This window comes from Cellulomonas sp. GTC20042, from assembly GCF_055389595.1.
In genome coordinates, this window is record NZ_AP043678.1 from 3,185,333 (window position 1) to 3,198,965 (window position 13,633).

At 74.7% G+C, this 13,633-nt stretch carries 12 protein-coding genes; 4 read left to right on the top strand and 8 right to left on the bottom strand.

Going from position 1 to position 13,633, the window contains the following annotated elements; translation table 11 throughout:
* Nucleotides 1-14: 14 nt before the first annotated feature.
* Nucleotides 15-1,322: a sugar ABC transporter substrate-binding protein gene (locus tag ACZ5HG_RS14755; RefSeq protein ID WP_464177612.1), complete on the bottom strand. Its 1,308-nt coding sequence runs from the start codon at nucleotides 1,320-1,322 to the stop codon at nucleotides 15-17.
* Nucleotides 1,323-1,551: 229 nt separating this feature from the next.
* Between ACZ5HG_RS14755 and ACZ5HG_RS14760 the strand changes: the two genes are divergently transcribed.
* Nucleotides 1,552-2,214 (top strand): carbonic anhydrase, encoded by a 663-nt coding sequence (locus ACZ5HG_RS14760; protein WP_464177614.1) that lies wholly within the window; start codon nucleotides 1,552-1,554, stop codon nucleotides 2,212-2,214.
* A 132-nt stretch (nucleotides 2,215-2,346) separates the two neighbouring features.
* Nucleotides 2,347-3,759 carry a class II fumarate hydratase gene (locus ACZ5HG_RS14765; RefSeq protein WP_464177616.1) on the top strand — a complete coding sequence of 471 codons (1,413 nt, stop codon included), beginning with the start codon at nucleotides 2,347-2,349 and terminating at the stop codon, nucleotides 3,757-3,759.
* Between the two features lie 7 nt (nucleotides 3,760-3,766).
* Here the strand turns inward: ACZ5HG_RS14765 and ACZ5HG_RS14770 are convergent, their stop codons facing one another.
* Both ACZ5HG_RS14770 and ACZ5HG_RS14775 read right to left on the bottom strand, forming a co-directional pair.
* Nucleotides 3,767-5,872: a methyl-accepting chemotaxis protein gene (locus tag ACZ5HG_RS14770; RefSeq protein ID WP_464177618.1), complete on the bottom strand. Its 2,106-nt coding sequence runs from the start codon at nucleotides 5,870-5,872 to the stop codon at nucleotides 3,767-3,769.
* Between the two features lie 123 nt (nucleotides 5,873-5,995).
* On the bottom strand, nucleotides 5,996-6,484 hold the full coding sequence (locus ACZ5HG_RS14775) for a MarR family winged helix-turn-helix transcriptional regulator (RefSeq protein ID WP_464177620.1): 489 nt from the start codon (nucleotides 6,482-6,484) through the stop codon (nucleotides 5,996-5,998).
* Nucleotides 6,485-6,550: 66 nt separating this feature from the next.
* Here ACZ5HG_RS14775 and ACZ5HG_RS14780 point away from each other — a divergent pair, with 66 nt between their 5' ends.
* Complete coding sequence (locus ACZ5HG_RS14780; protein ID WP_464177622.1) at nucleotides 6,551-7,786, top strand: FUSC family protein; 1,236 nt, start codon at nucleotides 6,551-6,553, stop codon at nucleotides 7,784-7,786.
* A gap of 42 nt (nucleotides 7,787-7,828) precedes the next feature.
* On the opposite strand, the gene ACZ5HG_RS14785 is transcribed toward ACZ5HG_RS14780, so the two are convergent.
* Nucleotides 7,829-9,169, bottom strand: coding sequence for a PhoH family protein (locus ACZ5HG_RS14785; protein WP_464182175.1), 1,341 nt, complete (start codon nucleotides 9,167-9,169; stop codon nucleotides 7,829-7,831).
* 375 nt (nucleotides 9,170-9,544) lie between these two features.
* The gene (locus ACZ5HG_RS14790) at nucleotides 9,545-10,306 is read right to left on the bottom strand and encodes an isoprenyl transferase (RefSeq protein ID WP_464177624.1); all 762 of its coding nucleotides are present in this window, start codon (nucleotides 10,304-10,306) and stop codon (nucleotides 9,545-9,547) included.
* Between the two features lie 199 nt (nucleotides 10,307-10,505).
* On the opposite strand from ACZ5HG_RS14790, the gene trhA reads away from it, so the two are divergent.
* A complete protein-coding gene (trhA, locus tag ACZ5HG_RS14795) occupies nucleotides 10,506-11,186 on the top strand; it encodes a PAQR family membrane homeostasis protein TrhA (RefSeq protein WP_464177626.1) in 681 nt (226 codons plus the stop codon).
* Nucleotides 11,187-11,395: 209 nt separating this feature from the next.
* Here the strand turns inward: trhA and ACZ5HG_RS14800 are convergent, their stop codons facing one another.
* From ACZ5HG_RS14800 to mca, 3 genes are read right to left on the bottom strand one after another with little or no spacing between them, the layout of a single operon-like run.
* Nucleotides 11,396-12,226: a carbon-nitrogen hydrolase family protein gene (locus ACZ5HG_RS14800; RefSeq protein ID WP_464177628.1), complete on the bottom strand. Its 831-nt coding sequence runs from the start codon at nucleotides 12,224-12,226 to the stop codon at nucleotides 11,396-11,398.
* A complete protein-coding gene (locus ACZ5HG_RS14805) occupies nucleotides 12,223-12,720 on the bottom strand; it encodes a hypothetical protein (protein WP_464177630.1) in 498 nt (165 codons plus the stop codon). The genes ACZ5HG_RS14800 and ACZ5HG_RS14805 overlap by 4 nt, the downstream gene beginning before the upstream one ends.
* On the bottom strand, nucleotides 12,717-13,574 hold the full coding sequence (gene mca / locus ACZ5HG_RS14810) for a mycothiol conjugate amidase Mca (RefSeq protein WP_464182177.1): 858 nt from the start codon (nucleotides 13,572-13,574) through the stop codon (nucleotides 12,717-12,719). The genes ACZ5HG_RS14805 and mca overlap by 4 nt, the downstream gene beginning before the upstream one ends.
* Nucleotides 13,575-13,633: the final 59 nt, after the last annotated feature.

Genomic DNA, 13,633 nt, shown 5'->3' on the forward strand with positions numbered 1-13,633 from the left:
GCTCTGGACCTGGCTCACAGCAGGCGCTCCCCTCGCAGCACGGCGGTGATGAAGTCGGTGGACTCCTTCGGGGTCGAGTCCGGGTCGACGGAGGCCGGCGGGTGCCAGGTCTCCTGCAGACCCTGGGAGACCTCGTTGTAGTACGGGGTCTGCGGTCGCGGAGCGGCCTGCTCCAGCGACTGGCGGATGACGTCGGCCATCGGGAAGGTCTCCTGCACCTGCGGGTCGTCGTAGGCGACCGTGCTGGCCGGCGGGTTGCCGTCGGAGACGAAGTACGCGGCCTGGTGCTCGGGCCGGACGATGCACGCGGCGGCCTGGTAGGCCTCGTCCACGTGCTCGCTGAACGCGCCGACGCCGAGGTTGATGCCACCGTAGGGCGGTGCGGCGTCCTCGCCCTCGACCACCTGCGGGTAGACGGCCCAGCCGACGTCGTCCAGCACCGACCGGTCCAGCGTGCCGTCCTCGACGGCGGCCTGCATCGCCGGCCAGACGAACGGCCAGTTGACCATGAACGAGCCGCTGTCCCCCTGGAACTGGGACAGCGACGCGTTCTCGTCCTGGGTGGGCAGCCCGGCGCCGCCGAGCCGCTCGGAGCCGATCTCGCCGATGATCCGGGCGGCCTCGCGTCCGGCGTCGGTGTCCAGGCCGAGCTCGACGTCCTCGGCGGCGGCCTCCGGCGTCTCGACGATGTGGCCGCCGGCGGACTCGATCAGCGCGTTGATCCACACCGTGTAGGCCTCGGCCTTGATGCCCTGCACGCCGAGGGTCTTGTCCTGGCTCTTCGCCGCGTCGATGACCTGGTCCCAGGTCACCGGCTGCGTCAGGTCGAGACCGGCCGCCTCGGCCACCGAGGTCCGGTACCAGAGCAGCTGGGTGTTGGCCCAGAACGGGATCGTCACCAGCTCGTCGCCCCAGGAGGCACCGGTGAGCGCGCCCTGCGCGACGTCCTGGGTGACCTCGGCCTCGATCTCGTCGGGCACGGGGGCGAGGAACCCGGCGTTCGCCAGCTCGGCGATGTAGGGCGGGTCCAGGCTCATCAGGTCGATCGAGGAGTCCTGCGCCGCGAGGCGGCGGGCCAGCTGCTCGCGCTGGGAGGAGGCCTCGCGCGGGAGCACCGACACCTCGATCCGGTAGGCGCCGTCGGCCTCCTCGGTGCACTGCTGCGCGAGGGTGGCCTGCCCGCCGGCGTCGGGGTTGGTGTACCAGGTGAGCACCGGGGTGGCGTCGGTGGGCGAGCACGCGGCCAGCCCGCCGAGCAGCGTCAGCGCGGCCGTGGCCGCGACCCCCCGGGCGATCGTCGTCGATCGTCGTCTGCTGCGCACTCGTCCTCCGTCACGTCGTCAGATCGGGCTCGGTGGAACCGGTTCAGGGCGCACGTGACCCGAACGGGACGTCCCGGACCTTCTGCACATTTCCCTCACGCCATGAGTACCCCCGGGTGCGCCGGGTCGCCACCGCTGGGCCGTTGCCGACGTCCGGATCGACTGGGACCTTGGTCCCATACGGTGGTCTCCGCCCGCGCCGGGCGGGCCGCGGTGCGACGATGTCGCCATGTCGCACCCGATCACCCCTGCCGAGGCCTGGACCACGCTGCGCACCGGGAACGAGCGGTTCGTCCGCGGCGAGATGGCGCACCCCTCGCAGGGGTTCGAGCGACGCGACGAGGTCCGCGCCGCGCAGCACCCGTTCGCCGTGGTGTTCGGCTGCTCGGACAGCCGCGTAGCGGCCGAGATCATCTTCGACCAGGGCCTCGGCGACGTGTTCGTGGTGCGCACCGCCGGGCACGTGCTCGACACGACGGTGATCGGCTCGATCGAGTACGGCGTCGAGGTGCTCGGCGCCTCGCTCGTGGTGGTGCTCGGCCACGACTCCTGCGGGGCCGTCGCCGCCGCCACCGCCGCGCTGACCACCGGCGAGCTGCCGCGCGGCTTCGTGCGCGCCGTGGTGGACCGGGTGATCCCGAGCATCGTGTCGCTGGTGCACGCCCCGGACGGCGGCACCCAGGACCTCGCCAGCGTGGACCCCGCGCGGCTCGGCCACGAGCACGTCAAGCACACCGTCGACATGCTGCGCTCGTACTCGGTGACCCTGGCCGAGGCCATCGACGAGGGCCGGTGCGCGGTGGTCGGCGTCGAGTACGACCTGGCCGACGGCCGGGTCAACCTCACCACCGCCGTCGGCGAGGTCGGCGAGCAGCCCGTCGCCGTGGTCTGAGGCGCGCGAGGCCGCGTCGAGGTTGCACGAAAGCAGGCTTCAGCCGCCGCGAAGGGTGCGTTCGTGCACTCTCGGTGCGAGGCGCGCCGCACGCAGGGCACGCGTGCGGGCGCGATGGCAGGATGACCAGCCATGAGCCTGCACGCCGACGACGCCGTCCAGTACCGCACCGAGCACGACACGATGGGCGAGGTGCGCGTCCCGGTCGACGCCCTGTACCGCGCGCAGACGCAGCGCGCCGTGGAGAACTTCCCGATCAGCGGCACCGGGCTCGAGCGCGCGCACATCGCCGCGCTCGCCCGGGTCAAGAAGGCCGCGGCGCTGGCGAACGCCGAGCTGGGCATCCTGGACGCCGACGTGGCCGGTGCGATCGCCGACGCGGCGGACGAGGTGGCGGACGGCCGGCACGACGCGCACTTCCCGGTGGACGTCTACCAGACCGGATCGGGCACCTCCTCGAACATGAACATGAACGAGGTGCTGGCGACGCTCGCCACCCGGGCGCTCGGCCGGGACGTGCACCCGAACGACCACGTCAACGCCTCGCAGTCCTCGAACGACGTCTTCCCGACCTCGGTGCACGTGGCCGCGACGGCCGGGCTGGTGCAGGACGTCGTCCCCGCGCTGGACCACCTGGCGAGCAGCCTGGAGCGGCTGGCCGCGCGGCACACGGACGACGTGAAGGCCGGGCGCACGCACCTGATGGACGCCACGCCGGTGACCTTCGGGCAGGAGTTCGGCGGCTACGCGGCGGCGGTGCGGCGCGGGATCGAGCGGCTGGAGGCGGCGCTGCCCCGGGTCGCGGAGGTCCCGCTCGGCGGCACGGCGGTCGGCACCGGGATCAACACCCCGGCGGGCTTCCCGCAGCGGGTGATCGCCCTGCTCGCCGCCGAGACCGGGCTGCCGCTGACCGAGGCCCGCGACCACTTCGAGGCGCAGGGCGCGCGGGACGGGCTGGTCGAGCTGTCCGGGGCGCTGCGCACGATCGCGGTCAGCCTCACCAAGATCTGCAACGACCTGCGCTGGATGGGCTCCGGCCCGAACACCGGCCTGGGCGAGATCCGGATCCCCGACCTCCAGCCCGGGTCGTCGATCATGCCCGGCAAGGTCAACCCGGTGATCCCGGAGGCGGTGCTCATGGTCGCCGCGCGGGTGGTCGGCAACGACGCCACGGTGGCGTGGTCGGGGGCCAGCGGGTCCTTCGAGCTCAACGTGCAGATCCCGGTGATGGGCCAGGCGGTGCTGGAGTCCGAGCGCCTGCTGACCGCTGCGTGCCGGGTGCTGGCCGACCGGACGATCGACGGCATCGAGGTCGACGTGGAGCGCGGGCGCGCCGACGCCGGGTCCTCGCCGTCGATCGTCACCCCGTTGAACCGGGTGATCGGCTACGAGGCCGCCGCGAAGATCGCCAAGCACGCGGTCGCGCACCAGATCACCGTGCGCGAGGCCGTGGTCGACCTCGGCTACGTCGCGCGCGGCGAGATCACCGAGCAGCAGCTGGACGCCGCGCTGGACCTGCTGCGGATGACCCGCCCGGCGGTCTGACGCCCGGTCAGCGGGCGCTGAGCGTGAACTCCTCCGCGCCCCGGGCCAGCTCGGCGGCCACGTCGCCGAGGTCGACCACGGCCTGCCGCACCTCGGCGGCGCCGTCGAAGGCCTGACCGGCGGCCTGCGCGACGTCGGAGGCGCTGCCCGCGATGTCCGCCGAGGACGCCGCGGCCACCGTGAGGTTCCGCTCGATCTCGGAGGTGGTGGCGGCCTGCTCCTCGACCACCGCGGAGACGGCACCCTGCAGCTCGTCGACCGTGGTGACGGAGTCGGAGATCCGCGCGACGGAGGCCTGCACGTCGGCGGCGTCCTGGGTGACGGCCTCCAGCACCGGGGCGATGGTGCCCAGCGCAGCGGAGGTCTGCTGCGCGAGGTCCTTCACCTCGCCGGCCACCACCGCGAAGCCGGCGCCGGCGGAACCCGCGCGGGCGGCCTCGATGCTGGCGTTCAGCGCGAGCAGGTGGGTCTGCCCGGCGATGGCGGTCACGGTGTCGAGCACGGCGGCGATCTGCGACGAGGACGCGGCGAGCCGGTCGGCGGCGGCCGCGGCCTCCCGGGTGACGCCGACGGCCTGGCTGGCCTCGCCTGAGGCGCTGGTGACGTCGTGCGCCACCGACTCGATCGAGGCGCGCATCTCGGTCATGGCGGCGGTGACGGTCTGCACCTCGGTGCTCACCACCGCGGCGCTGCCGGCGGCCCCCTCGGCGCGGGACGCGGTCTGCCCGGCGGCGCGCTCCAGCGTGCCGGAGGACCCGTCCAGCCGCCCCGCGGTGCTGCGGACCGCCTCGGCGCCGGACTGCATCCTGGCCAGAGCGGTGCGCATCGCGTCGATCGCGGCGCCCAGCGCGGAGCCCATCCGGCCGATCTCGTCCTGCCCCTCGCCGGTGACCTCGACGGACAGGTCCCGCTCGGCCACCCGGCCGAGGGCGCGGGTCAGCCGGCCGACGCGCGCCACGATCCGTCCGGAGATCCACACCACCAGCGCGCCGGCGGCCAGGGCGACCACCAGGCCGACCACGAGCAGGGTGATCATCAGCGTGCGCGAGCCCGCCTCCAGGTCGTCGGAGACCGCACGCAGGTCGGCGTCGAAGCCCCAGGCCGCGACGGTCCAGCCCCAGGGCGCGTAGCGGCCGATCTGCACGGTGGCGGCGCCCGCCTCGCCCAGGTCGACCCGCTCGGCGACGGTCTCGCCCTCGGCGGCGTCGGCGGCGGCGTCGACCAGCACGGGCGCGTAGGCGGTGCCCTCGGCGTCCACCGACCCGGCGGAGTCGCCCGCCTCGACGCCCGGCGGCGGCACCACCCAGCGGCCGTCCGCGTCGGCGACAGTGAGGTAGCCGTGCTCGCCGACGGTCACGTCCGCGAGCGCCTCGCGCAGCGGCGCGTCCGCATCGGTCTGCGGCACGCCGACGAACAGCGCGCCGACCACCTGCCCGTCGATGACCAGCGGGGCGTAGGCGGTGACGTAGGGCTGCCCGACCACCTGCGCGGTGCCGTGGTACGGCTGCTGCGCGAGCAGGGCGGCGACCACCGCGTTCGGGGTGCCGTCGGCAGCGGTGGCGGCGACGGCGGTGCCGATCGCACGCTGCCCCTCGGCGGTCTGCACGCTGGTGGCGACGCGGAGCATGTCGCCGGCTTCGTTCACCCGCTGGAACACGGTGACGGAGGCGCCGAGCAGGCTGCTGATGTCGTCGACCACCGGGACGGGCGTGCCCGGGTCGGTGGTGTGCCCGAGCCAGGTGCCGCCGATCTGCATCCGCGGCAGGTCGATCTCGCTGGTGGTGCCGTTCTGGTCGGTGACCGACCAGTGCTCGGTGCCGTCGAAGGTGATCGCGCCGGACTGCGCGAAGGTCTGCTCGGCGACGCGCAGGTCGCCGGCCATCCGCTCCGTCACCGTGGCGACCTGGGTGGTGACCAGGGTGATCGCCTGCTGGGTGGTCTGCTCCATGGAGTCACGGGTCAGCCGGTCGACGTCGGACCCCGCGTCGGAGGCCAGGCCGGCCACCTGCCAGCCGCCGACGGCGGTGAGCAGGGCGGCGGTGACGGCGACGGCACCGGCTCCGGTGGCGACGAGCTGGGCACGCAAACTGGTGCGCAGGCGGGTCAGGGGCACGCAGGACTCCTCGGAGCGGGTGTGGCGACGTCGCCCCCTGGCGCCGACGATGACGCCCTCACCATCGGCGGGACCGTGGTCCGGTGAGGGCGCGGTGCCCGTTTCACCCGGTTCGTCGGACGATCAGCCCCGCTCGTCGTCCAGGTGGCCGAGCACCCGGGACAGCAGCCCGGCCAGCGTCTCCCGGTCGCCGGCGCCCAGCCCGTCCAGCGCCCGGGACTCGCGGGCGAGGTGCTCCGGCATCAGCCGGTCCACGGTGGCACGCCCGGCGTCGGTCAGCGCGAGCAGCACGCCGCGCCGGTCGCGGTGCGGCACCGTGCGCCGCACCAGTCCTGCGCGGTCGAGGGTGTCGGAGCGCTTGGTGATCGCGGCGCCGGAGGCCGTGGTGATCGTGGAGACCTCGCTGGCCCGCAGCGGGCGGTCGGCGCGGCGCAGCGCGCACAGCAGGTCGAACTCGCCCCGGGTCAGCCCGGCCTCGGCGAGGGCGGCGTCGGCCTCGGCGCCCACCAGCGCGGCGATCCGAGTGATCCGCCCGATGATCTCGATCGGCTCGACGTCCAGGTCGGGGGCCACCTCGGCCCACTGGGCGCGCAGCCGGTCGACGTGGTCCACACGGCCACCCTAGTGCGCGCACTGTATCCTTCACGCGTAAAACACTCGTGAAACGAAAGGTGTCGTGTGCACCGGCTGCGCCTGCTGCTCGACCTCGCCCGCCCCGCCCAGCTGCGCGCCGCCCTGCGCGTGAACCGAGTCAGCGGCACCCTCGGCGGGGCGCTGCGCTGCGGGGCGTCGGTCGCGCTGGCGCTCGCCGTCGTCGCCGCCGCGGGGCACCGGGACCTCGCCGGGTACGCCGCGCTCGGCGCGCTGGCCTCGCTCTACGCTCGCGACGCGGGGCTGCGCTGGCGGGCGACGCTGATGGGGCTCGCCGGGGCCTCGCTGACCGCGGCGGTGACGGTGACCTCCGCGGTGGTGCTGCTCGGCGCGCCGGTCGCCGCCGAGGTGGCGGCGCTCGCCCTGCTCGCCGGGGTCGCCACCGCCGCGACCGCGCTGCTGCGCACCGGGCCGCCCGGCGGCACGATCCTGGTGTTCGCGGCCGGGGCCGGGGCGGTCGGGGCGATGCCGGCCGGGGTCGGCACGGGGGCCGAGATCGGGATGCGCGCGGCGGCGACCGTGGTGGGCGCGCTGGTCGCGGTGGCGGTGTGCTGCGCGGGACCGGTGCTCGCGCGGCTCCGCGGCGGGCACCCCGCCGACCCCGTCGCCGGCGAACCGGGGCACGACGCGACGGACCGCCTCGCCACGACCGAGGCCGCTGCCCGTCCGGCACGACGGCCCGACCCGCGCGGCGTGCGCGACGCCCTGCGCGCCGCTCCCCCGCTGCCCTCCGTGCTGGCGAGCGCCACCATGGTCGCCGTGGCCGGGGCGCTCGCCGCCTCGGTCGCCACGCTGGTCGGCCGCGGGCACCCCGCGTGGGCGGTGATGGGGGCGACCGCCGCGCTCCAGGGCGCGCACGTGCACCACATGGGGGTGCGGGCGCTCCAGCGTGCCGCCGGGACCGCCTGCGGCGTCGCGGTGGCGTGGCCGCTGCTCGGCGCCGGGCTCGGCTTCGTCGCCACCGCCACCGTCGTGGTGGCGCTCCAGGTGCTGACCGAGCTGGTGGTGGCCCGGCACTACGGGCTGGCGATGCTGACGATCACACCGATGGCGCTGCTGATGACCTCGCTGGGCGGCAGCCCCGACCCGACGCCGCTGGTGCTGGACCGGGCCGTGGACACCGCCGTGGGCGCGCTGGTCGGGGTGCTGGTCGCGGTGGCGGCGGCCCGGCCGGACGGGACGCACGCGTCGGCGAGCGGGACCGCGGGACCCGCGCGGACGGCGACGGCCGGCGCCGTCACGGGGACGGTCGCCGGCCGCTGACGCGCGGGCTCGAGCCTCAGGGCTCAATGCCCGTGGCTCGCCTCAGGGCTCGATGCCCTCCAGCATCTCGGTCACCAGCGCCGCGACGGGCGAGCGCTCGGAGCGGGTCAGGGTGACGTGGGCGAACAGCGGGTGGCCCTTGAGCGCCTCGATCACCGCGGCCACGCCGTCGTGCCGACCCACCCGCAGGTTGTCCCGCTGCGCGACGTCGTGCGTGAGCACCACCCGTGAGGACTGCCCGATCCGGGACAGCACCGTCAGCAGCACGTTGCGCTCCAGCGACTGCGCCTCGTCGACGATCACGAAGGCGTCGTGCAGGGAGCGTCCGCGGATGTGGGTCAGCGGCAGAACCTCGAGGATGTCGCGGTCCATGATCTCCTCGACCACCTCGCGACTGACCAGCGCGCCCAGGGTGTCGAACACCGCCTGCGCCCAGGGGTTCATCTTCTCGGCCTCGCTGCCCGGCAGGTAGCCGAGCTCCTGGCCGCCGACGGCGTACAGCGGGCGGAACACCATCACCTTGCGGTGCTGCCGACGCTCCAGCACCGCCTCCAGCCCCGCGCAGAGCGCCAGCGCCGACTTGCCGGTCCCGGCGCGCCCGCCGAGGGACACGATGCCGATCTCCTGGTCGAGCAGCAGGTCGATCGCCACCCGCTGCTCCGCGCTGCGCCCGTGCAGCCCGAAGACGTCCTGGTCGCCCCGGACCAGCTGCACGTGCTTGTCGGCGGTGACCCGGCCCAGGGCCGAGCCGCGCGGGCTGTGCAGCACCAGGCCGGTGTGCACCGGCAGGTCGGGGGCCGCCTCGACATCGGCCAGGGCGACCGACTCGTGCTCCCACAGGTCGGCCATCTGCTGCTCGGCCAGGTCGAGCTCGTCCATGCCGGTCCACCCGGAGTCGACGGCGAGCTCGTGCCGGTACTCCTCCGCGCGCAGACCGATCGCCGAGGCCTTGATCCGCATCGGCAGGTCCTTGGAGACCACGGTGACGTCGTGGCCCTCGGCGGCCAGGTTCGCGGCCACGGACAGGATGCGGGTGTCGTTGTCGCCGAGCCGGAACCCGGCGGGCAGCACGGTCGGGTCGGTGTGGTTGAGCTCGACCCGCAGGGTGCCGCCCTGGTCGCCGATCGGCAGCGGGGCGTCGAGGCGGCCGTGCCGGATGCGCAGGTCGTCCAGCATGCGCAGAGCGGCCCGGGCGAAGTAGCCGAGCTCGGCGTGGTGACGCTTGCCCTCGAGCTCGGTGATCACGACCACCGGCAGGACCACGTCGTGCTCGGCGAAGCGGTAGACCGCCCGCGGGTCGGACAGGAGGACGGAGGTGTCCAGGACGTGCGTGCGGCGGCCCTGCTCCGTCCGGTCGGACGGCTCGTGCGAGGCGGATCCCAGCTGCTTGCTGACCACGGCAGGCTCCCTCCGGCGCTGCGTCTAGCGCCGAGTCGGGCACCTCGTGCCTGGTGGCCGCCCCACGAGGGACGGGCACGTGCGGCACGTGGCGACGGGACGAGGGTGGCCGACCCACGAGGGTCGGGTCCGACCCTCCCCCCGGAGCGGATGCTCCATGGGCTGGCCTCCCGAGGACGACGGATGTCGTCCGTTGCGCAGGAAGGTACGTCCGGCCCGGGGGCTGTCCACGCACGCGCGCGGCGTGTCGTGTCCTGCGTCACACACTGTTCACCCGGGGCACCCGCGGCGTCGGCGCTCCGGGCGGACGGCCGCCACCGGGTGGCCGCGGGGTGTCGTCCGCCTGACCTGCGGCAGCGCCTAGCGGCCGTGCCGGCGCTCGCGCGCGGCGTAGTCACGCATGGCGCGCAGGAAGTCCACCCGCCGGAAGTCCGGCCAGTACGCCTCGCAGAAGTAGTACTCGCTGTGCACGCTCTGCCAGAGCAGGAACCCGCCGATCCGCTGCTCGCCGGAGGTCCGGATCACCAGGTCGGGATCGGGCTGACCCTTGGTGTAGAGGTGGTCGGCGATGTGCTCGACGTCGAAGGTCTCGGCGATCTCGTCCAGGCTGGTGCCGTCCTCGGCGCGCTCGCGCAGGTAGGAGCGCACCGCGTCGGCGATCTCCTTGCGCCCGCCGTAACCGATCGCCACGTTCACGTGCAGGCCCTGGACCTCGGCGGTGGCGCGCTCGGCGTCGCGCAGCGCCTGCGCGGTGCCCTCCGGCAGCAGGTCCAGCGAGCCCACGGCCTGGAGCCGCCAGCGCCGGGTGGCGGCGAGGTCGCGCACGGCGTCCTCGATGATCTCCAGCAGCGGGCCCAGCTCGTCGGCGGAGCGGGTGAGGTTGTCGGTGGAGAGCATCCAGAGGGTGACGACCTCGACGCCGACCTCCTCGCTCCACGCCAGCAGGTTCGCGATGTGGTCCGCGCCGCGCTGGTGGCCTTGGGCGGTGGACTCCCCCGCCTGACGGGCCCACCGGCGGTTGCCGTCGAGGATCACGCCGATGTGCCGGGGGACGCGGTCGCGCGGCAGGGAGGCGGCGAGCCGCCGTTCGTACAACCCGTAGAGCGGGTGGGGCAGGCGCACCGGGGCGGCTCCGTTCGGACGAGTGCTTCGGGTGCTCACGCTACCGGCCCGCTCCCCGCGCATCCGGGCGCGCGCGTACCGTGGACGAGGAGGATTCGTGCAGGTACGCGCGCCTCTCCACCTACGCCTGCGTAACCTACGGTCTCGTAGGTTACGCTCGGCCCGTCCCACCGCAGCACCCCGAGAGGCAGGCACCGCCGTGAAGGTCGCCCCGAGCGTCGAGCAGGCCGCCGAGCAGGTCGCCGCCGCCGTGAAGCCCCGCCTGCGCGGCTGGATCCACGCCGGCATGTTCCCGCTGGTGACCGCCGCGTCGATCGTGCTGGTCGTGCTCGCGCCGACCACCGCCACCACCGTCGCCGCCGCCGTGTTCGGCGCCTCCGCGATGATGCTCTTCGGCACCAGCGCGGTCTACCACCGGGGCAACTGGTCGCCGAAGGTCACCGGTGTGCTGCGCCGGCTGGACCACACCAACATCTTCCTGGTGATCGCCGGCACGTACACCCCGCTCGCGGTCGCCCTGCTCGACCCTCCCACCGCGCGCACGCTGCTGATCATCGTGTGGGTCGGGGCGCTGGCCGGGCTGCTCGCGCGGGTGTTCTGGCTGTCCGCGCCGCGCTGGCTCTACGTGCCGATCTACGTCGCCCTCGGCTGGGTGGCCGTGTGGTTCCTGCCGACGTTCTGGCGCGCGGAGAACGGCGGTCCGGCGGTGGTGTGGCTGGTGATCTCCGGCGGGCTCGCCTACACCCTCGGCGCGGTGGTCTACGGGATCAAGAAGCCCAACCCGAGCCCTCGCTGGTTCGGCTTCCACGAGATCTTCCACTCGCTGACCGTGGTCGGCTACACCTGCCACTACATCGCCGCCGCCATGGCCATCCTCTGACCCAGCCCGCTCCCTCCTCTCGCTGCTCGAGCGGGTGCTGCACCTGCGCCACCGCGAGCAGCGCTGAGCCGCCGGGGCCGCGCGCCCCGGGTCCCGTTCCCGGCCCCTCAGCACGAGGTCGGTGGTTCGGGCGTGATCATCGGGTGCGCAACCACCGACCTGGTGCAGAACCACCGACCTCGTCGGGGGTGTGGGGGTGCGCTGGGGGGTCAGGCGGGGATGACTCGGTAGCGGCGGTGCGTCAGGGAGGGGTTGTGCTCGCGGACCTCGGCGAGCAGGGCGGGGTCGAGGTCGACGGTGCGGATCTCCGGCTCCTCGCCGAGCTCCAGGCCGACCGTGCCGTCCGGTCCGACGACCAGCGAGCGCCCGGTCACTCCCGGGCCCGCCTGACCGACGGCCACCACCACTGCGGTGTTCTCGATCGCCCGTGCGGTGGCCAGCGTGCGCCAGTGCATCGCCTTGAGCGGGCCCGCCGCCCACGCCGCCGGCACCACGAGCACCTGCGCGCCGGCGTCCACCAGTCGGCGCGCCGACTCCGGGAAGCGCAGGTCGTAGCAGGTCAGCACGCCGAGCCGCAGACCGGCCACGTCCACCACCACCGGCTCGGCGTCCGCGGGCCCGGGCTCCAGCCGGTCGGACTCGCGGTGGCCGAAGGCGTCGTACAGGTGCACCTTGCGGTACGTCCCTGCCAGCGTGCCCGCGCCGTCGACCACGACCACCGCGTTGACGGCGTGCTCGGGGTCGGACCCTGGCAGCGTCGTCCCGGCCACGACGGCGGTCCCGGTGCGGGCGGCCTCCTCGCGCAGCAGCGAGACGAACGGGCCGTCCAGCGGCTCCGCGTGCCGGGGGCCGGTGCCGCGCGGGTCGAAGCCGGAGGCGTACTCGGGCAGCACCAGCACGTCGGCGTGCGCGGTGGCGGCGGTGTCGATCGCCCGCCGCACCACCTCGCGGTTCGCGTCGTGGTCGTCGCTCACCCGCAGCTGGGCGACGGTCACCCGGACGGCAGGGCGCTCCGGGGGCTGCGGCCGGGCGGGGCTCACCGCTCGCCGTCCGCCGGGCGCTCGGTGGCGGGGTCGTCGGGGGTGGTCTCGGCGGCGGGCAGCACGCCCTCGTCGTCGGGGGCCAGCACGCCGGGCTCCTCCGCGGCGGGCGAGCCGGACTCGGCGGCGGCCAGGGCGGCGGCGGGATCGCCGGTCGGCGTCGGGTGGACGATCGGCGCGGCCGTACCGTCGACCGCGACCTCCGCGGACCCGGCACTCGCATCCCCGGCACCGTCCTGCTCCGCCTCGAGCCGGCGGGCGTTGTGCTCGGCCACCCGCAGGTGCCGCACCAGCGAGAACGCCAGCAGGATCACCACCACCGCCACCGCGAAGGTCACGATGAAGCCGAGGAAGCCGGGCGAGGTCTGGTCCTCCGCCGGGATCTCCAGCACGCTCGGCGACGGGGACGGCGAGGGCTCAGCGGCCCCCGCGAGCACCCCGGGCACCTGGAGCAGCGTGCCGTGCGCGACAGCCAGCGCGGCCACGGCGCTCATCCGAGGGCCTCGCGGACCCCGGCGAACAGGTCGGTCTCCGGCAGCGTGGTCGGCACCCGGGACTCGGCGAGCTCGTACTCCTCGGTGGTCCAGATCTCCCGCTCCAGCTCGCGCGGGATCGCGAAGAAGAACCCCTCGGGGTCGATCTGCGTGGCGTGGGCGCGCAGGGCGGCGTCGCGCTGGTCGAACCAGTCGGCGACCTCGATCGTCGTGGTGACCTCGCGCTCGGGGATCTCGCGTGCGGCGCGGGACTCCACCCACTCGCCGAACGGCGACTCGATCCCCCGCGCGACCAGCGCCTCGTGGGCGGCGCGGATCCGGGCCATCGAGAAGCCGTGGTTGTAGTACAGCTTGAGCGGGGTCCACGGCTCGCCGGCGTCGCGGTAGCGCTCGGGGTCGCCGGCGGCGGCGAAGGCCTCGGCGGCGACCCGGTGGCACATCACGTGGTCGGGGTGCGGGTAGCCACCGGTGGGGTCGTAGGTGGTGATCACGTGCGGCCGGAACTCGCGCACCAGCGCGACCAGCGGAGCGGACGCCTCCTCCAGCGGGACCAGGCCGAACGCGCCCTCGGGCAGCGGCGGCAGCGGGTCGCCCTCCGGCAGCCCCGAGTCGACGAAGCCGAGCCAGTGCTGCCGGACGCCGAGCGCCTGCGCGGCGGCGGCCATCTCGACGCGGCGCACGGCACGCATCTCCTCGATGCCGCCCTCGACCGGCGGGTGGTGCGGGTTGAGGACGTCGCCGCGCTCCCCACCGGTGCAGGAGACGATCAGCACGTCCACGCCCTCGGCGGCGTAGCGCGCGGTGGTCGCGGCCCCCTTGCTGGACTCGTCGTCCGGGTGGGCGTGCACGGCCATGAGGCGCAGCTGCTCGGCCACGACTCCCCTTTCGCTCGTCGCGTCGTCGGCGCCGGGGC